At 44.6% G+C, this 23,777-nt stretch carries 33 protein-coding genes and 1 tRNA gene; 26 read left to right on the top strand and 8 right to left on the bottom strand.

From position 1 onward, the window contains the following. Positions 1-134 precede the first annotated feature (134 nt). The 6 genes from ACL934_RS04670 to ACL934_RS04695 all read left to right on the top strand — a co-directional run bounded on the left by ACL934_RS04670 (position 135) and on the right by ACL934_RS04695 (position 4,653). On the top strand, positions 135-818 hold the full coding sequence (locus ACL934_RS04670; protein WP_413613183.1) for a FliG C-terminal domain-containing protein: 684 nt from the start codon (positions 135-137) through the stop codon (positions 816-818). A 194-nt stretch (positions 819-1,012) separates the two neighbouring features. After that, positions 1,013-2,740, top strand: a complete 1,728-nt coding sequence (locus ACL934_RS04675; RefSeq protein ID WP_374078200.1) for a hypothetical protein — start codon at positions 1,013-1,015, stop codon at positions 2,738-2,740. After that, the gene (locus ACL934_RS04680) at positions 2,737-3,354 is read left to right on the top strand and encodes a pyroglutamyl-peptidase I (RefSeq protein ID WP_374078202.1); all 618 of its coding nucleotides are present in this window, start codon (positions 2,737-2,739) and stop codon (positions 3,352-3,354) included. The genes ACL934_RS04675 and ACL934_RS04680 overlap by 4 nt, the downstream gene beginning before the upstream one ends. Before the next feature lie 69 nt (positions 3,355-3,423). Further along, the gene (locus ACL934_RS04685) at positions 3,424-3,849 is read left to right on the top strand and encodes a Spy/CpxP family protein refolding chaperone (RefSeq protein WP_413613184.1); all 426 of its coding nucleotides are present in this window, start codon (positions 3,424-3,426) and stop codon (positions 3,847-3,849) included. A gap of 10 nt (positions 3,850-3,859) precedes the next feature. Then, complete coding sequence (locus ACL934_RS04690) at positions 3,860-4,348, top strand: RNA polymerase sigma factor (RefSeq protein WP_374078207.1); 489 nt, start codon at positions 3,860-3,862, stop codon at positions 4,346-4,348. Beyond that, entirely contained in the window at positions 4,345-4,653 is a 309-nt protein-coding gene (locus ACL934_RS04695; protein WP_374078210.1) for a hypothetical protein, read from the top strand. Before ACL934_RS04690 ends, ACL934_RS04695 begins: the two co-directional genes overlap by 4 nt. Before the next feature lie 48 nt (positions 4,654-4,701). Here the strand turns inward: ACL934_RS04695 and ACL934_RS04700 are convergent, their stop codons facing one another. Then, the gene (locus ACL934_RS04700) at positions 4,702-5,844 is read right to left on the bottom strand and encodes an OmpA family protein (RefSeq protein WP_374078212.1); all 1,143 of its coding nucleotides are present in this window, start codon (positions 5,842-5,844) and stop codon (positions 4,702-4,704) included. A 290-nt stretch (positions 5,845-6,134) separates the two neighbouring features. Between ACL934_RS04700 and ACL934_RS04705 the strand changes: the two genes are divergently transcribed. Then, positions 6,135-6,701: a hypothetical protein gene (locus tag ACL934_RS04705; RefSeq protein WP_374078215.1), complete on the top strand. Its 567-nt coding sequence runs from the start codon at positions 6,135-6,137 to the stop codon at positions 6,699-6,701. 151 nt (positions 6,702-6,852) lie between these two features. Further along, positions 6,853-7,410: a hypothetical protein gene (locus ACL934_RS04710; RefSeq protein ID WP_374078217.1), complete on the top strand. Its 558-nt coding sequence runs from the start codon at positions 6,853-6,855 to the stop codon at positions 7,408-7,410. 66 nt (positions 7,411-7,476) lie between these two features. On the opposite strand, the gene ACL934_RS04715 is transcribed toward ACL934_RS04710, so the two are convergent. Further along, positions 7,477-8,352 (bottom strand): SDR family oxidoreductase, encoded by an 876-nt coding sequence (locus ACL934_RS04715; protein ID WP_374078219.1) that lies wholly within the window; start codon positions 8,350-8,352, stop codon positions 7,477-7,479. 100 nt (positions 8,353-8,452) lie between these two features. Between ACL934_RS04715 and ACL934_RS04720 the strand changes: the two genes are divergently transcribed. The 7 genes from ACL934_RS04720 to ACL934_RS04750 all read left to right on the top strand — a co-directional run bounded on the left by ACL934_RS04720 (position 8,453) and on the right by ACL934_RS04750 (position 13,915). Further along, entirely contained in the window at positions 8,453-9,331 is an 879-nt protein-coding gene (locus ACL934_RS04720) for a LysR family transcriptional regulator (protein ID WP_374078221.1), read from the top strand. 23 nt (positions 9,332-9,354) lie between these two features. Continuing rightward, the gene (locus ACL934_RS04725; RefSeq protein WP_374078224.1) at positions 9,355-9,684 is read left to right on the top strand and encodes a DUF1904 domain-containing protein; all 330 of its coding nucleotides are present in this window, start codon (positions 9,355-9,357) and stop codon (positions 9,682-9,684) included. A gap of 47 nt (positions 9,685-9,731) precedes the next feature. Then, positions 9,732-11,150: a DNA-3-methyladenine glycosylase 2 family protein gene (locus tag ACL934_RS04730; RefSeq protein WP_374078227.1), complete on the top strand. Its 1,419-nt coding sequence runs from the start codon at positions 9,732-9,734 to the stop codon at positions 11,148-11,150. Next, positions 11,147-11,638, top strand: a complete 492-nt coding sequence (locus ACL934_RS04735) for a methylated-DNA--[protein]-cysteine S-methyltransferase (protein ID WP_374078230.1) — start codon at positions 11,147-11,149, stop codon at positions 11,636-11,638. Before ACL934_RS04730 ends, ACL934_RS04735 begins: the two co-directional genes overlap by 4 nt. An 86-nt stretch (positions 11,639-11,724) precedes the next feature. Continuing rightward, complete coding sequence (locus tag ACL934_RS04740; RefSeq protein ID WP_374078232.1) at positions 11,725-12,117, top strand: BlaI/MecI/CopY family transcriptional regulator; 393 nt, start codon at positions 11,725-11,727, stop codon at positions 12,115-12,117. After that, positions 12,117-13,118, top strand: a complete 1,002-nt coding sequence (locus tag ACL934_RS04745) for a M56 family metallopeptidase (protein ID WP_374078235.1) — start codon at positions 12,117-12,119, stop codon at positions 13,116-13,118. The genes ACL934_RS04740 and ACL934_RS04745 overlap by 1 nt, the downstream gene beginning before the upstream one ends. Positions 13,119-13,153: 35 nt before the next feature. Beyond that, the gene (locus tag ACL934_RS04750; protein WP_374078237.1) at positions 13,154-13,915 is read left to right on the top strand and encodes a thioredoxin domain-containing protein; all 762 of its coding nucleotides are present in this window, start codon (positions 13,154-13,156) and stop codon (positions 13,913-13,915) included. Positions 13,916-14,051: 136 nt separating this feature from the next. Here the strand turns inward: ACL934_RS04750 and ACL934_RS04755 are convergent, their stop codons facing one another. The 3 genes from ACL934_RS04755 to ACL934_RS04765 form a co-directional block, all read right to left on the bottom strand. After that, complete coding sequence (locus ACL934_RS04755; RefSeq protein ID WP_374078240.1) at positions 14,052-14,354, bottom strand: nucleotidyltransferase family protein; 303 nt, start codon at positions 14,352-14,354, stop codon at positions 14,052-14,054. Further along, the gene (locus ACL934_RS04760) at positions 14,351-14,749 is read right to left on the bottom strand and encodes an HI0074 family nucleotidyltransferase substrate-binding subunit (RefSeq protein ID WP_374078242.1); all 399 of its coding nucleotides are present in this window, start codon (positions 14,747-14,749) and stop codon (positions 14,351-14,353) included. The genes ACL934_RS04755 and ACL934_RS04760 overlap by 4 nt, the downstream gene beginning before the upstream one ends. Before the next feature lie 62 nt (positions 14,750-14,811). Further along, a tRNA-Pro gene (locus ACL934_RS04765) sits at positions 14,812-14,888 on the bottom strand. Between the two features lie 156 nt (positions 14,889-15,044). Between ACL934_RS04765 and ACL934_RS04770 the strand changes: the two genes are divergently transcribed. After that, positions 15,045-15,632, top strand: a complete 588-nt coding sequence (locus ACL934_RS04770) for a hypothetical protein (protein ID WP_374078244.1) — start codon at positions 15,045-15,047, stop codon at positions 15,630-15,632. Here the strand turns inward: ACL934_RS04770 and ACL934_RS04775 are convergent. Further along, the gene (locus ACL934_RS04775) at positions 15,629-15,835 is read right to left on the bottom strand and encodes a hypothetical protein (RefSeq protein WP_374078246.1); all 207 of its coding nucleotides are present in this window, start codon (positions 15,833-15,835) and stop codon (positions 15,629-15,631) included. The genes ACL934_RS04770 and ACL934_RS04775 overlap by 4 nt on opposite strands. 151 nt (positions 15,836-15,986) lie before the next feature. On the opposite strand from ACL934_RS04775, the gene ACL934_RS04780 reads away from it, so the two are divergent. Continuing rightward, positions 15,987-16,385, top strand: coding sequence for a hypothetical protein (locus ACL934_RS04780; RefSeq protein WP_374078249.1), 399 nt, complete (start codon positions 15,987-15,989; stop codon positions 16,383-16,385). Between the two features lie 146 nt (positions 16,386-16,531). Here ACL934_RS04780 and rpsR read toward each other — a convergent pair whose 3' ends face one another. After that, on the bottom strand, positions 16,532-16,801 hold the full coding sequence (rpsR, locus tag ACL934_RS04785; RefSeq protein WP_374078253.1) for a 30S ribosomal protein S18: 270 nt from the start codon (positions 16,799-16,801) through the stop codon (positions 16,532-16,534). A 166-nt stretch (positions 16,802-16,967) separates the two neighbouring features. Here rpsR and rpmB point away from each other — a divergent pair, with 166 nt between their 5' ends. From rpmB to ACL934_RS04830, 9 genes are all read left to right on the top strand, one after another. Further along, positions 16,968-17,252, top strand: coding sequence for a 50S ribosomal protein L28 (gene rpmB / locus ACL934_RS04790; protein WP_374078256.1), 285 nt, complete (start codon positions 16,968-16,970; stop codon positions 17,250-17,252). 12 nt (positions 17,253-17,264) lie between these two features. Further along, positions 17,265-17,519, top strand: coding sequence for a KOW motif-containing protein (locus ACL934_RS04795; protein ID WP_413613185.1), 255 nt, complete (start codon positions 17,265-17,267; stop codon positions 17,517-17,519). 173 nt (positions 17,520-17,692) lie between these two features. Beyond that, positions 17,693-18,040, top strand: a complete 348-nt coding sequence (locus ACL934_RS04800) for a hypothetical protein (protein ID WP_413613186.1) — start codon at positions 17,693-17,695, stop codon at positions 18,038-18,040. A 6-nt stretch (positions 18,041-18,046) separates the two neighbouring features. After that, on the top strand, positions 18,047-18,886 hold the full coding sequence (locus ACL934_RS04805; protein WP_374078265.1) for a carbon-nitrogen hydrolase family protein: 840 nt from the start codon (positions 18,047-18,049) through the stop codon (positions 18,884-18,886). 79 nt (positions 18,887-18,965) lie between these two features. Then, entirely contained in the window at positions 18,966-19,217 is a 252-nt protein-coding gene (locus ACL934_RS04810) for a hypothetical protein (RefSeq protein ID WP_374078268.1), read from the top strand. Between the two features lie 92 nt (positions 19,218-19,309). After that, on the top strand, positions 19,310-21,046 hold the full coding sequence (locus ACL934_RS04815; protein WP_374078271.1) for an electron transfer flavoprotein-ubiquinone oxidoreductase: 1,737 nt from the start codon (positions 19,310-19,312) through the stop codon (positions 21,044-21,046). An 83-nt stretch (positions 21,047-21,129) separates the two neighbouring features. Next, the gene (locus ACL934_RS04820; RefSeq protein WP_374078273.1) at positions 21,130-22,254 is read left to right on the top strand and encodes a THUMP domain-containing class I SAM-dependent RNA methyltransferase; all 1,125 of its coding nucleotides are present in this window, start codon (positions 21,130-21,132) and stop codon (positions 22,252-22,254) included. Between the two features lie 205 nt (positions 22,255-22,459). Continuing rightward, a complete protein-coding gene (locus tag ACL934_RS04825) occupies positions 22,460-22,864 on the top strand; it encodes a hypothetical protein (RefSeq protein WP_374078275.1) in 405 nt (134 codons plus the stop codon). Next, positions 22,861-23,337 (top strand): DUF5615 family PIN-like protein, encoded by a 477-nt coding sequence (locus ACL934_RS04830; RefSeq protein ID WP_374078277.1) that lies wholly within the window; start codon positions 22,861-22,863, stop codon positions 23,335-23,337. The genes ACL934_RS04825 and ACL934_RS04830 overlap by 4 nt, the downstream gene beginning before the upstream one ends. A 64-nt stretch (positions 23,338-23,401) precedes the next feature. On the opposite strand, the gene ACL934_RS04835 is transcribed toward ACL934_RS04830, so the two are convergent. Then, positions 23,402-23,767 carry a hypothetical protein gene (locus ACL934_RS04835; RefSeq protein WP_374078280.1) on the bottom strand — a complete coding sequence of 122 codons (366 nt, stop codon included), beginning with the start codon at positions 23,765-23,767 and terminating at the stop codon, positions 23,402-23,404. Between the last annotated feature and the right edge of the window lie 10 nt (positions 23,768-23,777).

The raw sequence follows: 23,777 nt of genomic DNA on the forward strand, positions 1-23,777 counted from the left end.
TATTCAAAATGAGACAAAATGTTCCAGAAAATGTTGAACTCTTGTTCAGCGAGATGAATCTTTCTTGTTTATCACTTTTTCTGAAACTAAGGCTTTAGTCCTGAAAGTGATTTCCGATACATCTAACCATGGGCATGTTAGACAGATACAAAAAAAAGGGCGGCTTCAATCAACTTCTTCAACTTCTTGAGACTTCTCCGACGACAAAGCGAGAGCAGTTTCTAGGTCTTATCTCAGGGGAAAGCCCTGCGTGGGAGGAGGCTCTTCGCAAAAGAATCCTCACGATCGATAAGGTTTATAGTTGGGAAGGACAATATCTCGTAGAGATCTTTTCGCGCGTTCCACCATTGACGCTTGCAAATGCTCTTCATGGGGCTCCGCCAGAACAAGTTGAACAACTCCTGAGTTGTCTTCCACCAATTTCAAAACGCAAGATCACGGATCTTTTGGCAGAGTCCAATCCCAATCCGGCTGAAAAGTCGACCTGCATTTCAAAGATGCTTTCGGAAGTGCGTGGCTTCATTGCCCAAGGAATTTTGAAGCTGGAAAGAATTGATCCTGATTTACTCATTCCAGAAAATATCGAAGAGATGTTAAGTTTGGGCGGCTTCACCGTACCCATGCCTACATACGAACAGGATGCAACAAAAAAAGATGCGAAACCCCACGTCGTTGGAGAAACGACAGATCCGGGTGCCCAGCAAGAGGTTGATTTTCTAAAACGAAAACTCAATCAGTTGGCAGCCGAGGTGAATGCACTTAAGCATGAAAACTCAGTCTTAAAAGATAAGCTGACTCAGATTAAAAAGATCGCATAGTTTGATAAACTGAATCGAACATATAAAAGAGCTTTGAAGTTTCTCTTCAAGGCTCTTTCTCATTTTGAAACGGACTTGTCTAAAATCGAATCAATAAGTCCCGACATTTTGTCGAGGCTTTAGACAATGTGAGTTTTTTCTAAACCCAGCCCAAACCTCAGTCGATATGCCAGGCATAGTACGTGAGGTATAAAATGTCATCTTTGATGTTCAGCATGTTTGTTGGTTCGCTTATGGTCGTGTCTAATTCAGCGCAAGCTCAATCTTTGTCTGTCCCCAAGCTCGACTTAGAGTCACAATTCTATCAAGAATTAGCGAAAGAGTCGGGGGAAGATGTTCCCACGACAAAAGGTCTTTTTGAATCAGTTCCAGATGGTCTTAGCTCTAAAGACATGAGTCCTCAATGCGATCCGCGTCGCTTTGAAGATAGCATTGTTGGGAAAAAACTTTCCACAGCTCAATACTATGCAGCGGCAAAAGGATATTTTTCAAAGTGTGCAAGTGAACTCACTCGCAATTCCACGACGGGAATTTTAGGTCTTCTAAAATATTCCAAGTACCAATATCCATTCTTGTCTCATCCTCAAGTGAAAGAGTTTTTAGTGAAACTTCCGGATGGAACAAAAGTTCCAGGCATCTTGGCTATGAAGCAAGATCCTCGTCCACGTCCTTTGGTGATCGTAAAGTGTGGCGTGTTCTGTTCAGCAGCGCAGTCGGCTTCAATGAAGACATATCTCATGCATCTTTTCGATCAAAGCCCCTTCAACGTTTTGTTGTTAGCGAATCAAACGGGCATGGATTACATCTACTACAATAAAAAAGTCACTTTGGGTGGATGGTCTGAAGGTTATGAGGCTATCGAGATTGGCAGATGGATGCGTGAAAAATGGGAATACAAAGATCGTATTTCGAGCGTGCATTTGATGGGCATCAGTCTTGGCGGTAACGCGGCCGTGATGGGTGCTGCCTTTAATGACAAGTATCTTTTGGCAGATGGAAAGAAGATATTTAGCTCTGTGACAGCGATCTGTCCTGTAGTAAGTCTTCGTCCGACATTGGATAAATTATTTAGCGGTCAAGTTGTAGGTCGTCTTTTCGCGAAATTTGCGAAAGATCATTTTAAAGAAGCTCGTCAGTTTATCACAGATGTGCCGGATCTTATTAGTGACGATAGAATCCCGTCGAGCCGCTATGATATGGCGGACTTCATTGGAGAGTTGGCTTCCACGTCTTTGCAACGTCGCGGAGTTGCCAGCACGCCTCAATCTTACTTTAAATCTAATAACTTCTGGAACTGGAAAGAAGAAGTGAAAACACCGTTGATGGTGTGGGCATCGAAAGATGACATGGTCGTGAATAACGAGATCAACGCGCAAGTTGTTGAGCACGACGATTTCTATGAAAAATCACCGCATGTGGGTGTCTTGAATTTGAAATACGGTAACCATTGTGGATTCTCTTCTGCGTATGGCGCCCAAGCCTCGGCGGCGGTTCTTAGAACTTTCGTTCTTACTCACAGTCCCGAGTTTGTAGATGACTATAATAAGAAACAAGAAATGCCTTGGACATTTGGCTTTAAAAAGTTGGGTCCTCAATATGAGCATATTGGACAAAGCTGGAGTTTTGCTTCTCAGTCTGAACAGGTGAAAGTTTCTTTCCGCGTGTTTAACTGGAATGGCGGCAGAGATTGCGCAGACAAAGGTCCTTGGGGTGCCAACAGCACTTGCACGACAACGAAAGAATACTGGGTTCCGATTTCTTCTCTAAAATCATTGGGAGCTCGTGTGCCACGCACAGAGGCTGAGGCCCAGGCTTTGACTCGCGAATTTAACACGAAAGTAGAATTCCGTATTAAAGGTCATCCTCTTAGTGGTACAAATAGTAATGAATTCCATATGACGTGGAGAAGCAACTTCGAATGATGAAGACCCCGCGAGTTTTAGTCACAGGATTTTGTCCCTTCTTGGGGGAGAAAATCAATCCAAGTGAAATCCTTCTTGATTGGCTCAAGAGGGATTTTTCACTTCAAGATAAAGTCGATACCCTTCTCTTGCCAGTCTCTTTTGCGACGGCCGCCACTTTGTTGCGCGAACGTCTTGATAAAAAGAATTACGATGTCATTTTGATGTTGGGTCAAGCAGGAGGTCGCTCTAAGGTCAGTTTTGAAAGAGTCGCTTTAAACTGGATTGAAACTGAAAAACCCGACGAAGACGGCGTCACACCGAAGCAGGGATTGATAGTTGAGGGAAAAGAGAGTGCTCTCTTTTCGACATTTCCCATAAACCAAATCAAAGACGATCTTGTCTTAAAGAAGCTGCCAGTGAGTGTTTCCTTGAGTGCTGGCGGATATGTCTGCAATTACGTTTACTATCAGACTTTGCTATGGCTTCAGCAAAATCATATAACGTCTCAAGCCTGTTTTATTCACGTGCCCTATTTACCTGAGCAGGTTGTCGATAAAACGGATATGCCGGCTATGGAGCTAGACGTAATGAAACGAGTCCTGGAAGAGATCCTCCAAGCGGTCCTAAATTGAGATTCTCTTATAAAATAATTTGAACCTCCTTATGGGGGACTCCGTCTAAAGTAGTAAATAGGAGGAACCATGAAGTTCTCTAAGTCTATTGTAACGGTTTTGGCAATCACGATGCTTTCTGGAATCGCTTTCGCCCGCGGTGAGGGACGAGGTCATCATCATAAAGGCGATGTCATAGGTCCTATGGAAAGACAGCTCAGCCCGGAAAAAATGCGTGATTTAGGCTTAAGTGAAGAACAAACGGCAAAACTCAAAGCGTTGCGTGAAACGAACAAAGCCGAAGTTCAGAAACTCCGTGAAGAGATGAAAAAATCCCGCCAAAACTTTAAAGAAGCCATTCGTTCCAATGCCTCCAAAGAAGTTATTTCCCAGGCCTTTCAAAGCATGATGGATAAAAAAACGCAGCTAGGAAAAGTGCGTTTGGAAAGTCTGTTGTCGGCTCGTGATATTTTAACGGATGAACAGCGGGCAAAATTGTTCAGCAAAGAGAGATAGGAATTCTTTTGTGAGTCTAAACTCCGAAGAGGCTTTTCGACAATTCTATGAGGCCCACGCCAATAAAGTGCGGGGTCTCATTTTCCGTTTGGTCGGGGAGTCAGCTTTGAGCGATGTCACTCAAGAAGCCTTTATGAAAGCTTGGGAAAATCGTGACAAGTTTCGGGGCGAAAGTGAAGCTTCTACCTGGCTTTATAGAATTGCTTATAATTGCGCCGTCGATTATTTGCGTAAGGCCGGAAAGAAAAACGGTTTGGAAGCGGAGCTTGTTCAAGATTCTTTAGAGAAGGATTTGTCAAACCGCGAACTTGTTGAATTGGTTCTGTCCAGTCTTGATGTTGAACACCGCGCTGTCGTCGTGCTTTTTTATCTTGAAGACCAAAGTGTGAAGGAAATTTCTGTGGCTTTGCAAATTCCTGAGGGCACGGTCAAATCCAGAATGAATCATGCAAGAAATAAAATGAGTGAGATTTTAAGCAAGAAAGGAGTGTCGGTATGAGTGACGATCTTTTAAAGAAGTTCCTCAAAGAGAATGCGAAAGATGTTCCTCCCAGTCCATTGGGAGAGTCTTCTCGTATCTGGCGTAAAATCAATGCGGGAGCAGAGCGCGAACGCATGTGGTGGATTGTCTTGCCAGTGTTGGCGACATCTCTAGCTTTGGCCGTTATCCTCAGAGTAGAAAAACCTCAACAGGTCGTGGGTGAGGAAGAAGCCTATCTTTACCAAGAGTGGTCGGATATGGTGAATGATGTTGATGCCGACGTTGATCAGGAATTTGTGACTGTTTTTGAGAACGGAAAATAACAAAGCGCCGCTTTTGGCGACGCTTTGTTTCGTTGTGCTTGAATTTTGTTATTCAATTTGCGAAAGCACTTCACGAAGTTTTGCTTCGTCTTTTACTCCCGTAAATACAAGTTCAGCACGACGATCTGAAGCTTGAACACCAGTGGATTCCGCAGAACCCATTCCTTTTGCCACAACATCCGAAGATCTTAAACCGTTTCTGCGCATGATATTGCGAACGGTGTCAGCACGTTGTTGTGAAATTCTTTGATTCGCAGCTGCGCTTCCTGAAGCATCGGCATATCCGCGAATCTCCACTTTGTCATAAAGATCTTTGTTCTCACTCAACGCTTTGGCGATGCGAGAAAGTCTTTGTTGGTCTTCAGCGGAGACAGACGCACGAGCTGAATTGAATTGGATGTCTCCACCCGTAGCAATAAGGCTTGAGAAAGCCACACTGCTTAGAGCAGAAGCGGGTTCAACTTCGGCGACAGGACGAGCGGGCTCACTAGCTTCTTGAATTTCTTCTGGTTCGTCAGTCACTTCCGTTACGTTTTGCGCTTGTGGCTCACGTTGAACTGGACTTTCTTGAGCTGCTGTTTGGCGAACTGAGGGTCTATAAGCGCCTGGATTCCAGCCGATTTGTAAATCAACCAGATACATCGCAACCAAACCGTCTGTATTGTTCGTCAATGACATCGCACGAACACCAAGGCGGGCTAACCAGCTTGGAGTCATGTTAAACTCACGAAGAACCTGTAAACCGGCAAAGTGGGCATCTCCCTGGTCAGCAGAAAGGGCGGCACCTTGTTCATAGAACTGATTGGCGACGATACCGGCTTGCCATTTGCTGTCCCAGCGATAGCGAGCTGCAAACTCAAGGACTCCACCTGTTCTTGATGTATCAAGAGTGGTTTCCCGGCTTTGTGTGAATTGTTGATTATTCACTCCGTAACCAAGGTCCGCAACAAAGTGAGTTGCTGGGAAATAATAAGATCCTAAGAGCTTGAGAGTTGCCGGAGTCCCTTCGGTCGCACCCACATTTTCATAACCTGTGTAACCACCGCCTAATGCCAAGAAAGGTACAAGACCTTCTGGAGCACGCTCGGCTTCTTCTCTGGAAAATTCAAGGGCGCTCGTCGTTGGTGTTTGTTGATTCGCCTGAGCAAAGGAACCAACACTTAGTAAGGCAATGAGGATGATTGTTTTCATGATAGTCTCCTTTTTAACGTCTTCAGTATTGACCTTGTATATGTAGGGTCAATTTTTTGCGAGGCTAAGGAACTAAAGTTTGTTGAGATAAATAAAGGTGCCTAGGCATCATTCCAGGTGGACATTACGGGTCAGAAATTTGTCTTCTAAAAAAGATGTGGCATGTCAAAATGGCTTTTGTAAACATTTGTTCACAGAATTGAAACGAGAGTTTCTAAACTCGGTGCATACAAATTGACGTTAGAGATCGCACCTCCTAGAGTTTTCTGAAGACATAGTGGAGGAATCCTATGCGTAAGTTATTCGTGGTATCGATGAGTCTTTTTTTTGTAGCTTGTGCTTCTAAACACAAAGCCAAGGACATTGATACAAATGTAGATATGTCCGCGCCTGTGAGATCGGACTCAGTTGTCGGTGTTAAAGATGGCGATATGGTGTATCAGCGCAAAGTGGCGATGAATGAAGAGCTGCGCCGTTTGGAGTTGGATGTTTATGATCTTGAATCCCGCGTTTTAGGTGGTCCTCGTTATTTGGATAACCGCGGTCTTTATGGTGTACTTCGTGATTGCCGTGTGCAGTTAGGCAATGTTGATAACAGCGGCGACGGTAAAGTTCGTTGGACGGAAGCACGCGAGTACGTGACTCCAGACGATGATTATTCTTCTATCGGTGTTGAAGATAAGAAACGCATCGTGGGTGTTTCGGAAGAATTCCTGAAAGATCGTCTTGCACGTTTTAAAACATACAAAAATATTCTTGAGAAACGTCAGGATGAGTATGAAACCAAAGTGAAAGTTTGCCAGCTAGAACTTGCGGCCCAAAAGAAAAAGGCCAAATCAGCTGAGGTTTCAGAGTAGTAATAAAGGGCCGTTACCGGCCCTTTTTGGTTTCACTGTCTAAAGTATTGTCAACCTAAACGTCCTCAGGGCGTCCTTAAAGGCCTTCCAGTATGGCTCGTTTTTCGCTAAGAACGCGAGTGATTAACAACATCCTATTGGAAGGTATCTTATGAAAAAAACTCTTGCTGCGCTTTTTTCGCTGTTGGCTTTAAGCTCTGTTGCTCAAGCGGCTCCTTATTATACAGGTGTCGGATGTAACGAAGAAGGAACACGTTGTACCTTTGGTAAGCCTTCAAAGCGCGTTTTGAACTGGAGTAAAAAAGGCACTGTACAAGAGTTGGGTGAGCGTTGCGAAAAGTTCTTGGGCAATATCGAAGCTCGTAAAAAAGAAATTGCGAAGAACCAAAAGGTAGAGCTTAAATACAAAAATTTCACTTATAGCTGGTCCCGCGATCTTCAAGAAAACGGTCAAGCCAAAATCATTTGCAGAGTTGAAATCCACTCTGAGCTTCCAGATGTAAAAATCGAATCTAAAATAGAAAAGAAATTCTTCTGGGTTTGCGATAACAAAGACAGCGCTGGTATCTGCGCCCATTATATGAGTGAGTGTGAAGCGGCACGTGACGAAGCTCTTCGTGACCCTGAAGTTTTAGATTCAACGATCTACTTTGGTGGTTCTTTGTTGCAAGGTCAAATCTGCGAGATCGTCACTGCGAAATTCAAATAGTCATTTTTTGATAAGATAAAACAAAAGCCCGACACTGATTTCAGTGCCGGGCTTTTTTATTTTGTTCTACTTCAAAAACGCCTGACGATTTTCCTGCAAAAACTCTTTAATGTCTTTCGGAACACGTCCGGAAAGCTCGCGCACTGCATTTGTCACAGTCGATGCATAGCCCTGTTTTGCGGTCACATCAAAAGAGACAAACACATCCGCCCATGCTTCAGGAAGCCCTGACTTCATAAGAGCCTGTTTAAAGTCCGCTTCGGACATGTCAACATAGGGAAGAGGTCTGCCTGCGATTTCACTGACGATGGAAGCTAACTCGTTATAGTCAATCGCGCGAGGCCCTGTGACATCAACAATCACATTTTGTGTATTGGCAGAAGCAAGAGCTCCTGCTGCTGCGTAGGCACAGTCTTCACGGGTGACATAAGCCGTTTTACCTTTTCCTGCTGTGCCCGCGAAAGCTCCCATGGCAAGAGCCGTTGAAATAGCAGAAAGTAAGTTATCGGTATAAAGATTGTTTCTGAGGAATGTATAACCAAGGCCACTTTGCTGAATCATTTTTTCAGTTTCATGATGTTCCGGTGCGACTGCGGCGGGGGCTTTGTCTGGATTTGGGTAAGAAGTGTAAACAATGTGTTTAACACCCGCACGTTTTGCTGCTTCAATCGCATTTTTGTGTTGAGATATGCGAGAGCCAATAGCATCAGTACTGATTAAGAGTACGCGGTCCGCCCCCTTAAAGGCTTCATCAAGGGATTGGAGATTGTTAAAGTCAGCGGCTCTGACCGTAACTCCGCGCTCGGCATATTCTGCGAGCTTTTCGGGATTTCTGGTGGTCGCGATGATTTTTCTTTTTGGACCTTTTAAAAGAATATCTAGAACCAATTTTCCTAAATGTCCTGAGGCGCCGGTAACTAAAAGTGTTTCAGAATTATTCATAAGTGTCTCCTTGAATATAGAGACAGCATAACTCGACCCTTCGCGATTGATTAGATAGTAAAATGTGGAAATATTATACGGATATCCGTATAATAGGCTTATGCAATTAGAGGGAATTGATATTTTTGTTAAAGTTGTACAGGCGGGAAGCTTCACTAAAGCTGCCAAATCTTTAGGAATGCCATTAACAACAGTCAGTGGGAAAGTCGCTCTTTTAGAAAAGCGCCTTGGTGTCACCTTATTGCATCGGACCACTCGCCAGTTAAATCTGACGGAGGCCGGGGAAGCCTATTTTAAACGTTGTCTTCGCGTTCTGGAAGAGGTTGAGGCTGCGGAGCGAGAACTGACAATGCAGAGAAATGAGCCGGAGGGCACTTTGCGGCTGACGGCGACGATAGACGTGGGACATATTTTTCTTCCTCCTATTATCAAGGCCTACTTAAAACTCTACCCAAAGACTCGGGTCGAGATGATCGCGACAAATCGACTGGTGGATCTTGTCGGTGAAGGTGTTGACTTGGCGATTCGCATTGGGCCGCTGAAGGATTCCACGATGATCGCACGAAAATTTTTGGAGTCTCAAGCGTCATTGTGGGCGAGTGCCGCGTACGTAAAAAAGTATGGAGTTCCCAAACATCCTCGTGACCTTGAAAAACATGCGTGTATCGGTTTTGTCTCGGATAAAAACAATCGAATTCGTTTGAGTCGCAATGGCGATAGTTTGGATGTGGCATTTCCGAGTCGCATCGTCGTTGACGATATGGAAGCGATGAAAGTTTTTGTGATGCAAGGAGATGGCATTGGTTTAATTCCTCACTTTCTTTGTGAAGAAGAAATGCGGCTGGGGAAAATGGTGCAAGTTCTTCCTCAGTGGAGTTGGAATGCGATGCAGTTGTCTTTCGTGTATCCGGCTCAGCGTTTTGTGGCGCCCAAGGTGCAGGCCTTTATTGAATGTGCATTGAAAAACTTGAAGGCTTAAGATCTTCTTGTTAGATTCGCTTCATGCCACATATTCGCATGCGCGCCCTTAAAGCTGATCACGTTCGCCAACTCAGTGCCGATCTTAGCAAAGATCTGGCTCAAGTCATGAACACTTCGGAAGACAATTTTACTTTTGAAGCTGTTGCCACGCAGTTTTTTACTCAAGGGCAACTTACGGATTCCTATCCATTTGTAGAAGTCCTCTGGTTTGAACGCCCTCAAGAGGTTCAAGATAACTGTGCTCGCATTCTGACGGACAAGGTCAAGGCTTTAACCGGGGCTGAAGACGTGGTTGTTGTGTTTCACGTCCTGGCTAAAACCGCCTATTACGAAAACGGTCGCCATTTCTAAAATTGGTCATGTCCGAAAACCGCCAGTTGTGCTAAGGTGGATGTCCTATGATCAAGGGCATGAAAGAGCTATCCACAGCCGACCTTATTAAGATCATCAACAGAAGAGACCCGCGCTACGACGGGCGTTTCTATTTTGGGGTGAAGACCACGGGGATTTATTGCCGGCCTGTATGTCCGGCCAAGCCTAAGCCCGAAAATATTCTGATTTTCAAAAGTGCCAGTGAAGCTGAAAATGCGGGCTACCGTCCTTGTCTGCGTTGTCGTCCCGATGTCGCTCCCGGAAGTAAACTTTTGCAAGGTACGGTCAATAGCGTTTCTCGGGCGTTGCGAATTATTGATGAGACCACGGAAGAGAGCATGGATGTCGCGACTCTCGCCGAAAAAGTGGGTATGACGGATCGTCATTTGCGCCGCCTCTTTGATGAACACTTGGGAGCTTCTCCCATTGAAATTCTTGTGACGAAGCGATTGCATTTGGCAAAACAATTGATCGTGCAAACGGGAAGCCCTATCACAGAGATCGCTCTTGCGGTGGGATTTAAATCCATCCGTCGCTTCAATGAAGCCTTTAAGCAGCTTTATAAAGTTCCGCCTTCAGAAGTCAGAAAAAATATTTCTAAAGGAAAGCAAGTCGAAGAACTCACTTTATTTATCTCCGTGAGACTTCCTTTTGATTGGCCCACGGTGCTCGCTTATTTGACTCGTCATGAAACCTACGGTGTGGAGCGGGTGCAAGATCAAACATACATTCGCTTTATTCCGGTGCAAGGTGGATATGCGACAGTGCAAGTCAGCTTTGATGAAAAGATGAGCGCTTTGAAGATTCAAACCTCTGATCTGCCGCTGCCCAAAATACGTTCGACGATAGCTCTCTTAAAACACCTTTTTGATACTGAACACAATCCAAAACATTTGCCGGATAATAAAAAGCTTTCTCCGCAAGGAGTGCGCATTCCAGGATGCTTCGATGGTTTTGAGGTCGCGGTGTCAATTATTTTGGGACAGCTCGTTTCAACAGAACATGCGAAGAAGAAAATAAAAGACTTAGTCCTTCGTTTTGGCGAGAAAGTGAGTGAAGCGGAGGAGGTTTACACTTTCCCAACTCCGCAGGTTTTAAGTAAAGCCGTGATTGAAGAGATCGGTGTGACAAAAGTGAAAGCAGGAGCCATCCGTGCTCTCAGTCAAAGTTTTGTCGATGACGATATTCAACTTTCTCCGACGGCGGATTCCGAAGTCATGCGCGCCAAACTTTTGGCGATTCGAGGGATTGGGCCATGGACGGTGGAAATGATCGCCATGCGCTGCCTTGGAGATTCAGATGCGTTTCCGGCAAATGATCTTATAGTGGAAAGAGCTATTAAAAATAAAAAACTACAAAGCGAAGAATGGACGTCCTTTCGCGCTTATCTTGTTCATTGTTTGTGGCGGGATTCTGTTTCGTCAGTAAAGGGGAGAATCTTATGAGTTTCTATTATCAAACTTTTGAAAGTCCCATTGGTGCTCTTCATATTATCACTGACGATGAAAAACTCTGGGTGCTGGGATATGACTCCAACATCAAAGTTCTTAAAGGCAAGTTTCCGGATTTAGTAAAGAAAGAAAATGCTGTCATCATCAGTGTTCGTAAGCAGCTTAAAGAATACTTCGCAGGCAAACGCCAGGAGTTTGAAGTCGCGGTGGCCTTTAACGGAACTGATTTTCAAAAACAAACTTGGAAGGCCTTGTCTTCAATTCCCTATGGAAAAACTGTGAGCTATCAAGAGCAGGCGACTAAAATCCGTAATTCATCGGCCGTGAGAGCTGTCGGAAGAACAAATGGCCTGAATCCCATTTCAATCATTGTTCCTTGTCATCGAGTTATTGCGAAGTCGGGAGCACTCACGGGATATGCCGGAGGTCTTGATGCTAAAAAGTATTTGCTGGAACTTGAACAGAAGGTTTTAGGGCGCTAATCGTCTCATAATAAAACTGGACTCTTGGGATAGTTGACTACAGCCGTAGTATTGATAGACTACAGTTGTAGTTTTGTGAGGTCCCGATGAAGTCTCTTCCCAGTTTAGGTGAACAGGAAATCGAAATCCTTCGCTATGTCTCTAGCCAAGAGCAAGCCTCTGTGCGTGAGGTGGCGGAGTACTTTGAAAAGCACAAGGGCTTAGCCAGAACGACCATTTTGACGGTGATGGAGCGCCTTCGTAAGAAGGGCTTTCTTACACGCACGAAAGTGGACGGAATCTTTAAATACTCCGAAAAAATTGAAGCCAGTACCGTGATGAAAGGCAAAGTCACAGAGTTCGTCGAAAGAACTCTGGGCGGTTCCGTAACGCCTTTGATTAACTATTTTGCCGGACAAAAAAATCTTTCTGAAGAGGAAGTTGAAAAGCTTCGCGCTATTGTTGCCGATTTCGATAAATCCACGAAGGGGAGGGGCTAATGCAGTCCTTTACTTCAGCACTCGATTTCACCTGGAAGTTCTTGGTCTTAGTGAGTCTGTCCTCTACATTTATTTTCGGTGCCTTTGTTTTTGCGCAGGGATTGCTGAAAAAAGTTTCAGGAAAATACTTTAAGCTGTGGTCGCAAGCTTCATTGGTTGCGTTTCTTAGCACGATGACTCTCTTTGCAGGACTTTTATTAACCTTGGATAAGGATTTACAGGCACAGTGTTTTAAACACTTTGCAGATGCTCAAGGAACCATGGGCTTGACTCGTATTCTTGCGGGGACTTGGCTTTTAACTGTCATTGGGCTTTTTGCTAAAGAGATTCTCCAGTACAGAGCCTTTCAACAGAAAGTCTTGGACAATGTATTGAGAGAAGCAGAGGGTTACCATGTTGTTACCGATAAGTTTTCTCCTCTGACTTTCGGATTCTTGAAATACACCATCGTGATTCCTGAATATCTGACTCAGAATACGGATCATCTACAATATATTTTGGCTCATGAAAGAACTCATATCGCGAATCGGGATGGGTTCTGGAATTTGTTATCACTGCTTTGTCTTCGAGTCTGTTGGTTTAATCCCTTGGTGTGGGTTTTTGCGAAGGCTCGGGTTTTAGCAGTGGAAATGGCAACCGATGAACAGACTATTAGTCAGAACAACTTTTCTTCCAAAGAATATGCAGCATCGTTGGTTTTTGCTATCAGCGCAAATAAGTCCCTCTCAAGTCCAGCGGCACTGGGGGCTTCTCTAGAATTTGCTCAAATGAAGATGCGACTGGAAAATTTGGATCCGCGTAAAACAAAAAGAACGCGCATTAAAACCGTGATCGCAGTGTTGATGGCCTCAGCCTGGTTTGTCGGCGTGGATCAGTCTCTCGCATCCATTCAAATGGAGCGTTTTAAGCCTTCGGATGAATTAATGTGTTATCAAGTGCAACACGAAAAAGTCATCGAAAGCTGGTTTAAGAAAAAAACTGCAACCAATAAGTGTGAATAGTTAGTCGTTTTCCAAATACATAAAGGAGAAGTTTTATGAAGAAATTATTTCTTCTGGGGGCTCTTTTTGCCTTCAGCGCATGTGCCACAAAAGAAAGTCAGATTGCTGAGTATCTTAAGAAAAATCCCAAAGTCGTTTTTGACGTAATCGAGGAAAATCCAGAGCAATTCATGGAAGTGATCAACCGCGCGGCAAGAAAAGCGCAAGAAGGTCACCAGCAAAAACAAATGGCCGAAATTCAGAAGCAACAGGAAGAGCAAATCAAGAATCCATTGAAGCCAGTGTTGCATGAAGAGCGTCGTCTTCTTGGTGCCAAAGACGCGAAGGTCACGATTGTCGAATACGCGGATTTTCAATGTCCAGCTTGCAGGATGGCCTTTAGCAATTTGAAGCAGATCAAAGATAAGTACAAAGATAAAGTTCAGTTTTACTATAAGAACATGCCCTTGGATTTTCACAAGATGGCTTATCCGGCAGCCCTTTATTATGAGGCTATCTTTGTTCAAGATAAGGAAAAGGCAAGAAAGTACTACAACGAACTTTTTGAAAACCAAGATGGCATGCGAGATGAAGATTTTCTTAAAGCTACTGCAAAAAAAGTCGGAGCTGACATGAAGCGCGTGGCGTCTGACATTAAGTCTGAAAAAATCAGAAAATTAATCGAAGAAGACATGGCAGAATTTGAAAGATTCGGTTTCACGGGGACTCCTGTTATTCTTGTGAACGGTGTCGCTCTTCACGGAGCCCAGCCGACACAAGAAATTGAAAGAGTCATTGCTTTGACATCGCAAAAATAACTTCCTAAGGTTGCGGGCATGTCCTCACAAAGAACGTGAGGGACATGTGTTGGGGCGGGTGGGGAACTTTTTGTCATAGTTTTGGTTTTGCGATCTTGGAAATCTTTGACTGTCCCAGTTTATTGGGTGGAACCATTTAAAGTTCAATCTTACTGATTTCCACGCTGTCGCGATAACTGGCCGCGAGTTCGTTGTCGCAGACTAAATCTATCTTATATGGAAATGTGGACTCCTCGAGATGGATAAGAAGGCGATAGATTTCAGAGTTGGGAATAGCCACGGTGGGGTTTTTATAAAGGATATCAATATCGGAAAATTTCTTATACTTGCCGGTTGCGCGTGAACCAAAAAGAAAAACTTGAGCCCCTCGCTCTTTAAGCGGTGTAATTAAATGCTCAACTAAAAACGAGTATTCTGAATCGGACAGTCCGTATTTCATTTTAATTGAGCCAATTTTTCGAGAAGCTTTTCTAGTTCGGGAATCAGTCTTTCAACTTCGCGGTAGACTTCTTTCGCGACGTCTTCATCGTAAGTATGTGATGTTTTGTTGCGAGCTAAAAGAAACTCGAACCAAATTTGTGGATCGTCAATGAGATTGTTTTGGGCCATGTCTCGAATGGCCGGATTTGGAGCCTTCGTATCTAGCCCTAAAAGTTTGATAGATATCTTCCAGGAAAGTTCAACGCAGAATTCAAATCGCTGAATGCACGAATCCCGGAGCGCTTTGTGCAGATCGATATTGTTAGGGTCATTTTGATTGGCATCACGCAAAAGTCTTTGCGCAATTTGGAGTGAGTCTGAAGCCTTTTTTAATTCATGAAGTGTGGCACTCATTGTAACCTCATGGTACAAAAAAACCCCGAGAAGATCTCGAGGTTTTTAAAATTTCATAAAATTGGTCGGGGAGATAGGATTCGAACCTACGACCCTCTGGTCCCAAACCAGATGCGCTACCAGACTGCGCTACTCCCCGACGAGGACAGGAACATAAAAAATTAGAGGCCTGTTGTCAAATCACTAGATACTAACGCACGACATTGCTATTCTTTTTTTCATGGAAAACTTCATAAACTCCCTTCCGAAACCCGTTCTTGCCATTTTAGCTATAATTGTAGGCATTTTTGTCTTCATGTTGATCAGCCCTCCGCACACAGTGTGTGATACTCAGGCGACGACTTTCAAAGAACTCCAGGCGGGGAATATCTTTCCGACCGTTGTGAAGAAAAACAAACTTCCTCCGACACTTGTGCGTGCGAAAGAGGCCTGTCAGTTAGGGAACAGTGCGGGATCTTGCTATGAGTATTTTATGGTGCTTAAAAAAGTTGCAGATGATGTGGGTAAAGCATCGAGCGAATGTACGACTCAGCTTTTTAATATCACCGAAGTTAAGTCGGCGATGAATGATGGCATTGAGTTGATGGTGCGCCTGGCTTGGGGAATTAAACCGCCAGAGCCAGGGCTTGAAAGATTTGGTTGGATGCAGGAATCAGAGATCGCCATCTTCTGCCGCTTGAAGAGTATTTACCTCCGCGCGAATGGGGAGGAGGCGTGGGCAGCGCTTCGTCAGAAGGTCGCTGCTAAACTTCCTGGCGAGGAAGTTCCTGTTTCTTCGGACCCAGCGCAAGTGACAGTGGAGCCGAAGAAAGCAACCGAGTTGTTAGCAGAACAAGATATCTGGAACCGCAGCTTGTTCTCGGTTCGTTGCGAAACTTTTTAGAGAGACACGACCTCTAAAGATTTCCATTGAGGTTTGTGATTGCGATATTCAAGGCGACCGTAGAGGGCGAAGTTTTCGTCGTTGCGGTTTTGAATAACGTAGGTCAAAGACTGAATGCGTTGCAGACTCCACTCTGCAGGATTCAATCCGAAGCTTTTAAGTTGAGATTGAAGTTTCAAAAGTGTGATTTCGTATTTGCTCATAATAACCGTCCTTTTAAAGTTTGTGTGTTCGTTCGCAGGACCTCTTGTGCAAGGCGAAAGCCGGACGGGGACGCCCTTGTACTGCAATTAAACGTTGCTAGAGCTGTTTCTTGGCTTGAGTTGTCTGGGGTGGTGGACTACGTTCTTGGATATGAGACGCAACGCCTTCCTCGGATATTTAATCGCCCAGGTCATCGTCATTGTATTGGTGATGGTTATTTTTAAATTCATTCCCGATCGCCAGATTGCTGCGACCGTTGCCGGAGTCCTTTTTGTGGGCCTCCCAGTGGTTTTGATGGTTTTAGAATATAGACGGGCGGAGCTCAGCCAATTCTTCTGGTTCGTGGCAGTTCTGCAGTTTTGGACGTTGTTTGCCTTACCTATTTTAGGAATCAGGCTCTTAAATTGGGGAGTGCCCTTTGAGGAGCTTTCTTTTCTCGGAATCCCAGGGCCTGTGCTGCACCAATGGTCGAGTAAAAGTTACATGGTGATGATGCTATTCACGGCTTGGACTTGGTTCAAACTCTCTCGAGGTTCTTCAAAATCCTAGTCTGAAAAAGAAAAAAGCCGGTTTATCACCGGCTTTTTTGTTTCGGGCTCCTGCCCTCAACCCCTTCGGGGCTGAACGCGAAAAAGGGCCGTAGTGGCCCTTTTTTCGTTCCCATCAGGAAATCTCAAATTTTTAGCAGAGAGCTATTAGATCTCGAAAGGAACTGGAGAGATAGCTTCAGCTCTGTGGAAAGTATCGTAAGCGTCAGAGCCAGAAGGCAATAGACCTAGGTTACGAGCTTTCTTAACTGCAGCAGCAACGCGTTTTTGTTGAGCCACGCTGAGTTTAGAGATTCTAGATGGAGTGATTTTGCCACCGTCACCGATGAAACGTGTCAAAGAAGCTGGATCTTTGTAATCGAATACGTGATCGCCTGAGAATTCCTGACGGTATTTGCTACGAGTTGTCTTTTTCATTACTATCCTCTTTCGATTTCCTTTTGGTTAGCGAGTTAATGTGTGTACAAGAAAAAAGAGTTGCCATCAAGTGTCTTTTTACTTTATATGGTTACTTCTTGTTTGCAGCGCCCCTATTTGGTTTGAAGGATGGCGTTGACCCAGACTTTAGATTGAGGAGCTTAGAATGAGCAGATGTGAAATTACTGGAAAAGGCCCTGTTGTAAAAAACTTGGTGTCGCACTCCAACATTAAAACTAAATCAACAGCTCAACCAAATGTTCAGAAAAAACGCATCTTTAGCCGCGTTTTGAACCAAATGGTGAGATTGCAAATCGCGACAAGCGCTATCCGTGATATGGAGCATGTTGGCGGTTTTGATAATTACCTTCTTAATTCAGACGATTCCAAGCTTTCAAAAAGAGCTATGGCCGTTAAAATGAGAATCAAAAAGAAAATTTCTTCTAAGTAATTGAGGCCGCAAATGAAATTGAAAATTAAAAAAGGCGCGACTGTACAAGTTATCACTGGCTCTGACAAAGGTAAGAAGGGTTCAGTTTTGGCTGTTGACGCTAAAAACATGAAAGTCCAAGTTCAAGGTGTGAAAGTGCAAACACACTATGACAAAAAAGACGGTCTTTTGAAAAAAGAAGGTTTCTTCGACTACTCTAATGTGAAGTTGGTTGAAGCTGCTGCTAAGAAGACTTCTAAAAAAGCTACTAAATCTAAAAACGCGTAGTTTTTAAGTCAGACGGATCTTAACAGGTCCGTCGGCAAAGTTTGCCTAAGACAAAGTCTAAATTTGGTCCTTAAGGCGATCTCTTCGTTTAAGTCTCTAATATAGCTGCGTAAAATCTAAGTTGGGTTTAGAAAAATTACTTTCGCCCAACTTGTTAAAAGAGGAGAGGCAGCTTGAAACGGGACCAAATCTCAGCATTCAAAGGCACGAAAGCACTGTTCTCGGCAACGATGACGGTGCTTTTTTTTTCGTCGTTAGCGTTCGCTGATCTTGGCGAATCTTTAGTGCTGTGCAAGCACAACAAAACAGTTCGCACATTGCGTGTTGAAATGGGCGAAGATCAAAAATGCCGTGCTATTTATACTAAGCAGGGTGTCGATGAAACAATTGGCTCAGGGCTGAATCCAAATTCTTGTGTTGAGTTTGTTTCGAATGTTCGAAAAAATCTAGAAGAAGCAAAATGGAATTGCCGCGAAGTTAAAGAAGCGCGCACTTCGAATGTTATTTCTGGAGCGGAGTAAGGATTTATGAACTCAGAGTTGGTGGTCGCAGCAGTGCAGATGACATCAGTTGATGATGTCGACGCCAACCTGAAGCAAATCGAAACTCAGCTAGAGGAAATTTTTAAAACTTCTCAACCTCGCTTCGTCAGTTTCCCGGAAAATTGTTTGTACCTTCGCCTTGTCGAAGGAGAAAAAATCGAAGGACTGACTCTTTCTCATCCGGCCTTTGCGAAACTTTCTGAGTGGGCCAAGAAATACAATACACACCTTCATTTGGGCTCGGTTCCTCTCTATGTGGAGGGGCATCTTTATAATTCTTCAGTGCTGGTGACTCCGGCTGGAGAAGTTCAGCCCACGTATCAAAAAATGCACTTGTTTGACATTCAACTTGAAGGTCAAAAACCGATTCGTGAATCCGATGTTTTTCGCCATGGGCAAAAACCGAGCATTATCGAAGTGGACGGATGGCGCATTGGTGAGGCGATTTGTTATGACGTGCGTTTTGCAGAGTTGTTCTCTCAGTACGCTCGGCAAGAAGTGGATTTGATTTTATTGCCCGCCGCATTCCTTGTGAAAACAGGGGAAGCTCACTGGGAAATTCTGCTCCGCGCTCGTGCGATTGAGAGTCAGTCTTATGTAATTGCCAGTGCTCAAGGGGGAACTCACAAGGGGACCAAGAATGGCGGCACTCGTGAAACATACGGGCACAGTCTGATTATCGACCCTTGGGGTGCGGTGATTGGCCAAGTGGAAACCCGCGATCCGGGAGTGGTCGTTACGAAGCTTTCTCGCGAGCGTATCGACAAGGTTCGCCAGCAAATTCCGATGAAATTCCATCGACGTCTTCAGTTGCCTAAAGTCTAGAAATCCTGCACTATTTCAATGACAACTTTCTCAATTAGCTTTTAATATGCGCTCGAAGCGCAAGCCAAGGAGCTGGGTTATGATCCGAGTTTTCTTAGTTTTGTTTCTGCTATCCTCACTGGTGAGTTTCAAAGCCTTTGCGCAAGAAACCGCAGCGGACGCTCCTCAATACGACGAAGCCCGCGAAGCGGAGATTGCACAAAAAGCCAAGAAGCGTCTTTATCCTGGCGGACGGGATGAAGAAGATTTGAAAGTGCAAAGCCAACTTTCCACACCTGTGAGAAAAGTAGCACCTCAAGCTGAGGTTAAAGAAGAAGCTTCAGAAGAGTAGCGGCACGCGCCGGCAGCGCGCGCGGATGCGCACAGAGTGTAGCGAGCTCGGCTCGCGGAACTGAAGTAGTTTAAAGATTTTTTGGAGAACCTATGTCAACGTATAATGATCTACCAGAAGGCGTAACTCGCGAAACCATGGATGTCGATGTTTTGATCGTCGGCGGTGGTGCTGCGGGACTTTCTTGCGCGCTTCATTTGCAAAATCAAATTCAAAAACACAACGAAGATGTTTCAGCAGGCCGTAAGCAGGGCGAACAAATCCCTGAGCAAATGATCGTTGTTCTTGAAAAAGCTTCTGAGATCGGTGCCCACAGTTTTTCGGGCGCGGTTCTCAATCCGAAAGCTTTGAGTGAACTTGTTCCCAACTTTAAAGACGAAGGTTGCCCTCTTGATTCGGAAGTGAAGAAAGATGCGGTTTACTATCTTGGTTCTGATTTCTCTTTCAAGCTTCCAGTGACTCCTCCTCCGTTTCATAACGAAGGCAACTACATCATCTCTTTGAGCAAGTTCAACCGTTGGTTGGGCACGAAGTGTGAAGAGAAGGGTATCAATATCTTCCCAGGCTTTGCGGCTGTGGAAGCGCTGTATGAAGGAAATAAAATCGTTGGTGTTCGCACGGGCGATAAAGGCCGTGATAAAAACGGAAAACCAAAAGCGAACTTTGAACCGGGTTTGATTTTAAAATCAAAAGTCGTGATCTTTGCTGAGGGAACTCGCGGATCTTTGTTCAGACAAGTCGAGAAAAAATTAAACCTTCGCGCTGGAAAAAATCCAGAAGTGTTTGAAGAAGGTGTAAAGGAAGTTATCCAAATGCCTCCGGGCACGGTGGAGGCTGGAAAAGTCATCCATACTTTGGGTTTCCCTCTTTCAAAATCTATCGGTGGAACTTTCATCTACACTCTTCCAGGTGATAAAATCATCGTAGGTCTTGTGGCATACCTCGATACTCAAGATCCATTGCTAGATCCACACCGTGAATTGCAAAAATTGAAAACTCATCCGTTCTTGAAAGACATGCTTAAGGGCGGGAAAGTGATTGCCTATGGCGGTAAGACATTGCCTGCCGGTGGTTGGTACTCAATGCCGAAGCTTTACGGCGATGGCTTCATGGTTTGCGGAGACTCTGCAAGCATGGTGGACGTGCAAAAGCTTAAAGGTATTCACTTGGCGATGAAGTCAGGAATGCAAGCGGCAGAGACGATCGTGGAAGGCCTTGTTAAAGGCGGCGATTTCTCTGAAGCGACAACTCAAGGCTTTGAGAAACGCGTTGAAGGCAGCTACGTGAAAGACGAACTTTACCGTGTTCGTAACTTCCACCAAACATTGAGCAAAGGTATGTTTGCTTCGATGCCATTGATTGCTTTGCAAGAGATGACGGGTGGCCGTGGTCTTCACGATCATATGAAAATCGAGCACATTGACGCCGATACGACGGAAAAAGTGGTCGATATCTGGGGTCCTTATGGTTTAGACCATGAAGACAACCAGCTTCCGAAGCCAGATGGGGAGCTTTTCTTTGATAAGCTTTCTAGCGTTTATTTGACGGGCACAATGCATGACGAGGACTCTCCAAACCACCTTATTTTGAAGGATGGAGACATCTGCCGTACGGTATGTGAGCCTAATTACAAATCACCTTGTAATCATTTCTGCCCAGCTAGCGTATATGAGATGGTACCGTCAAAAGTAGAGGCCGGTAAGAAGGACTTACAAATCAATTATACTAACTGTATTCACTGTAAAACTTGTGATATTAAGTGCCCATTCGAAAACATCGAGTGGACCGTTCCTGAAGGGGGCGGTGGACCACAGTATCGCGAAACATAGGAAGACCAGCGCGAGTCACTCCGACGAAGTCGGAGTGCTCACAAGGGGACTGGTTCTTTCTTAACAGACGAAAGGACCAGCCCATGCCTCAATTTTTTGCCTCCACAGCCCGTGGCCTTGTAGAACCTCTAGAAAAAGAACTTAAAGAACTAGGTCTTAAAGTTACTGATAAATATATCGGTGGCGTGTTCTTTGAGAGTAACTGGGAAGGTTGCTATAAAGCGAATCTTCACTCTCGTTTAGCCAGCCGTATCTTGAAGCCTGTTTTGGATTTCACGGCTTACCAGCCTGAAGAACTTTACTCACAAATTCTTCGTCACGATTTCACAAAATATATTAAACCAACTCAGACGATTTCTATTGATGCGAGCATTTCTGACTCTAAAATGCGCGATCAACGTTTTGTTGCGATGAAGGTGAAAGACGCTATCGTCGATCAATTCCGTGAAAAATTCGGTGTTCGTCCTGACGTAGATAACGAAAATCCTTCTTTGCGCATTCATGTGCGTGCAATTAAAAATCAATTCAACGTGGCGATTGATACTTCTGGCGACAGCTTGTTTAAGCGCGGTTACCGTAAAGAAGTGGGCGAAGCTCCATTGAAAGAAAACTTGGCAGCAGGTCTTATTAAAGTCACAGAGTGGGATGGTCAAAGTCCTCTTGTTGACTTCATGTGCGGCTCTGGAACTTTCTTGATTGAAGCGGCGATGATGTCTTTGAATATCGCTCCTGGTATCAACCGCAAAAGATTCGGTTTCCAAAACTGGTTGAACTATGAAGAAGCGACTTGGGAAAAAGTTGTTCAAGAAGCCATGGACGCCGAAAAAGAAGAGCTTCCATTTAAGTTCTACGGTTTTGATATCGACAACCGCGTTTTGAAAAATGCCAAAGACAATTCTAAGCGCGCAGGTGTAGACCAAGTAATCGAATTCAGAAAAGAAGCGGTTGCTACAGTTGAACCTCCTGTTGAAAAAGGCATGATCATCGTGAATCCTCCGTACGGAGCGCGTATCGGTGACGAAGACAACCTCCGTGACGTCTATCGTGACTTGAGCTTCACAATGAAACACCGATTCAAAGGTTGGGATGCTTGGATTCTTTCGGGAAATAAAGAGTTGATCGCGGACCTTAAATTGAAATCAACTCGCAAGCATTTCGTTTTCAACGGCAACATCGAATGCCGTTTCTTGAAGTATAGTATGTTTTAGAGAGTCGCTTCGTTCGGCTGTGACAGTTGTGCGAAGTGCCTCCATCCGTGGAAGGCTGTTTCCTGGCCGTCGTGGCCAGGAAAGAAGAGTGTCTGCCTGAGGATTAAACAATACATTCCCTGATGGCCACGATGGCTGGCAGGAAGGCCGCTCATGGATGGTCAGACTTGCTTAAAATCCGAGAGCAGCTGTAAAGGATATTTATATGAAATACGTTCTTCTCCTTCTAGCGTTGTCTTGTAACGCCCAAGCCGCTTTGCCCGTCCTGAACTACAAAAATATCGAGTGCCAACTTCGTGTCGACGGAAAACTTGTGAAAGAACAGTCTCAGCCTTTGATGACTTTAATCATTGAAGACAGCATCGGCCGTTTTGTGCAAATTCAGTTCGGTGACGAACAAAAGAAAATACAATATCAACTTCTGATTGAGAACGCTCCTGCAACGAGTGAGTCCGGTCTTACTGTCGCTTCTACAGACGGTTCTGTTTTAGTTTTGCAAAACCTGATGGTCGACAAATTAGAAAGTTCTTCTGAGTTCACAGCGAAAGATGTAACCTGGGTTCGGATTGCACAAGACACGCACAGTGTCTCCTGCACTCTGAAGCCATGAGTGACGAATATCATTTTTTAGTCGATGAAAATTTATTGGGCCTAGTGAGGCAGCTCCGCATGATGGGTGTGGATGCGGCCTCTCTTAAAGCCATCAGTGATGATGAGCTTCTTGCCATTGCTGAAAAAGAAAACCGTATTATCCTCACCAAAGACCGCCGCCTTTTTCAGAGAATTCCCGACGGGAGGGGATACCTTGTCAAAAGTGAGCCTCCTCAAGAACAACTATTCGAAGTTTTAAGTCAGTTTCCTGTAGGTGCGGGGGCTGAGGCTTTGTCGCGTTGTTTGGAGTGCAATACACTCATTGAAAAAGTGGAAAAGGAATCTATTCGAAATCGGATTGATGAAAAAACTTTTTCTCTTTACGATACTTTTTACGAATGTCCGACGTGTCATCGTATTTATTGGGAAGGATCTCACTTTGCAAAGTTGCAGAACAAAGTAGAGAGGATCAGGAAATCTTTGAACGAGTGACCTGAAAATAAAAAAGGTCTTTGGAAAACCAAAGACCTTTTTCGTAAGGAGTCTTATTTAAAAATTAGAACGGCTTATTTACCGCGATGAAAGCTGCGGAAGTGCCAAGACCCCATAGTAGAACTGCAACGGGCCAGCCGATATAACCTTTTCTTTTCACCAAAGAAATACCGACTCCCAAAAGAACCCAAATACCGATCTTTGCTTGCACCCATGCAGGAAGACCTGTCACAAGGCCCAAACGCGCTGCCATACCGAAACCACTCACAAGAATTAGAAGAAGACCGACACCGTGAGTGATGAACGCCATGATGCGAGCTGGTTTTTTAAGCTCGATTCTTGCGTAAGCGGCGATAAGAAGTCCTCCGAAGCCAAAGAACAAAAGCATAAGGCCAAGTAGGTGAAGGACTTTATAAAACTGATAGGACATGATGTGTCTC

The organism is Bdellovibrio sp. HCB-110, from assembly GCF_047323225.1.
In the GTDB taxonomy this organism is placed as follows: domain Bacteria; phylum Bdellovibrionota; class Bdellovibrionia; order Bdellovibrionales; family Bdellovibrionaceae; genus Bdellovibrio.

Coding starts and splice junctions, on each gene's coding strand:
- ACL934_RS04820 (WP_374078273.1), top strand. CDS start 21,130: ATGCCTCAATTTTTTGCCTCCACAGCCCGTGGCCTTGTAGAACCTCTA.
- ACL934_RS04760 (WP_374078242.1), bottom strand. CDS start 14,749: ATGAGTGCCACACTTCATGAATTAAAAAAGGCTTCAGACTCACTCCAA.
- ACL934_RS04705 (WP_374078215.1), top strand. CDS start 6,135: ATGCGTAAGTTATTCGTGGTATCGATGAGTCTTTTTTTTGTAGCTTGT.
- ACL934_RS04775 (WP_374078246.1), bottom strand. CDS start 15,835: ATGAGCAAATACGAAATCACACTTTTGAAACTTCAATCTCAACTTAAA.
- ACL934_RS04740 (WP_374078232.1), top strand. CDS start 11,725: ATGAAGTCTCTTCCCAGTTTAGGTGAACAGGAAATCGAAATCCTTCGC.
- ACL934_RS04730 (WP_374078227.1), top strand. CDS start 9,732: ATGATCAAGGGCATGAAAGAGCTATCCACAGCCGACCTTATTAAGATC.
- ACL934_RS04675 (WP_374078200.1), top strand. CDS start 1,013: ATGTCATCTTTGATGTTCAGCATGTTTGTTGGTTCGCTTATGGTCGTG.
- rpmB (WP_374078256.1), top strand. CDS start 16,968: ATGAGCAGATGTGAAATTACTGGAAAAGGCCCTGTTGTAAAAAACTTG.
- ACL934_RS04770 (WP_374078244.1), top strand. CDS start 15,045: ATGTTGATCAGCCCTCCGCACACAGTGTGTGATACTCAGGCGACGACT.
- ACL934_RS04695 (WP_374078210.1), top strand. CDS start 4,345: ATGAGTGACGATCTTTTAAAGAAGTTCCTCAAAGAGAATGCGAAAGAT.
- ACL934_RS04720 (WP_374078221.1), top strand. CDS start 8,453: ATGCAATTAGAGGGAATTGATATTTTTGTTAAAGTTGTACAGGCGGGA.
- ACL934_RS04670 (WP_413613183.1), top strand. CDS start 135: ATGTTAGACAGATACAAAAAAAAGGGCGGCTTCAATCAACTTCTTCAA.
- ACL934_RS04815 (WP_374078271.1), top strand. CDS start 19,310: ATGTCAACGTATAATGATCTACCAGAAGGCGTAACTCGCGAAACCATG.
- rpsR (WP_374078253.1), bottom strand. CDS start 16,801: ATGAAAAAGACAACTCGTAGCAAATACCGTCAGGAATTCTCAGGCGAT.
- ACL934_RS04700 (WP_374078212.1), bottom strand. CDS start 5,844: ATGAAAACAATCATCCTCATTGCCTTACTAAGTGTTGGTTCCTTTGCT.
- ACL934_RS04710 (WP_374078217.1), top strand. CDS start 6,853: ATGAAAAAAACTCTTGCTGCGCTTTTTTCGCTGTTGGCTTTAAGCTCT.
- ACL934_RS04810 (WP_374078268.1), top strand. CDS start 18,966: ATGATCCGAGTTTTCTTAGTTTTGTTTCTGCTATCCTCACTGGTGAGT.
- ACL934_RS04680 (WP_374078202.1), top strand. CDS start 2,737: ATGATGAAGACCCCGCGAGTTTTAGTCACAGGATTTTGTCCCTTCTTG.
- ACL934_RS04685 (WP_413613184.1), top strand. CDS start 3,424: ATGAAGTTCTCTAAGTCTATTGTAACGGTTTTGGCAATCACGATGCTT.
- ACL934_RS04830 (WP_374078277.1), top strand. CDS start 22,861: ATGAGTGACGAATATCATTTTTTAGTCGATGAAAATTTATTGGGCCTA.
- ACL934_RS04780 (WP_374078249.1), top strand. CDS start 15,987: ATGAGACGCAACGCCTTCCTCGGATATTTAATCGCCCAGGTCATCGTC.
- ACL934_RS04755 (WP_374078240.1), bottom strand. CDS start 14,354: ATGAAATACGGACTGTCCGATTCAGAATACTCGTTTTTAGTTGAGCAT.
- ACL934_RS04795 (WP_413613185.1), top strand. CDS start 17,265: ATGAAATTGAAAATTAAAAAAGGCGCGACTGTACAAGTTATCACTGGC.
- ACL934_RS04805 (WP_374078265.1), top strand. CDS start 18,047: ATGAACTCAGAGTTGGTGGTCGCAGCAGTGCAGATGACATCAGTTGAT.
- ACL934_RS04750 (WP_374078237.1), top strand. CDS start 13,154: ATGAAGAAATTATTTCTTCTGGGGGCTCTTTTTGCCTTCAGCGCATGT.
- ACL934_RS04745 (WP_374078235.1), top strand. CDS start 12,117: ATGCAGTCCTTTACTTCAGCACTCGATTTCACCTGGAAGTTCTTGGTC.
- ACL934_RS04825 (WP_374078275.1), top strand. CDS start 22,460: ATGAAATACGTTCTTCTCCTTCTAGCGTTGTCTTGTAACGCCCAAGCC.
- ACL934_RS04835 (WP_374078280.1), bottom strand. CDS start 23,767: ATGTCCTATCAGTTTTATAAAGTCCTTCACCTACTTGGCCTTATGCTT.
- ACL934_RS04715 (WP_374078219.1), bottom strand. CDS start 8,352: ATGAATAATTCTGAAACACTTTTAGTTACCGGCGCCTCAGGACATTTA.
- ACL934_RS04735 (WP_374078230.1), top strand. CDS start 11,147: ATGAGTTTCTATTATCAAACTTTTGAAAGTCCCATTGGTGCTCTTCAT.
- ACL934_RS04725 (WP_374078224.1), top strand. CDS start 9,355: ATGCCACATATTCGCATGCGCGCCCTTAAAGCTGATCACGTTCGCCAA.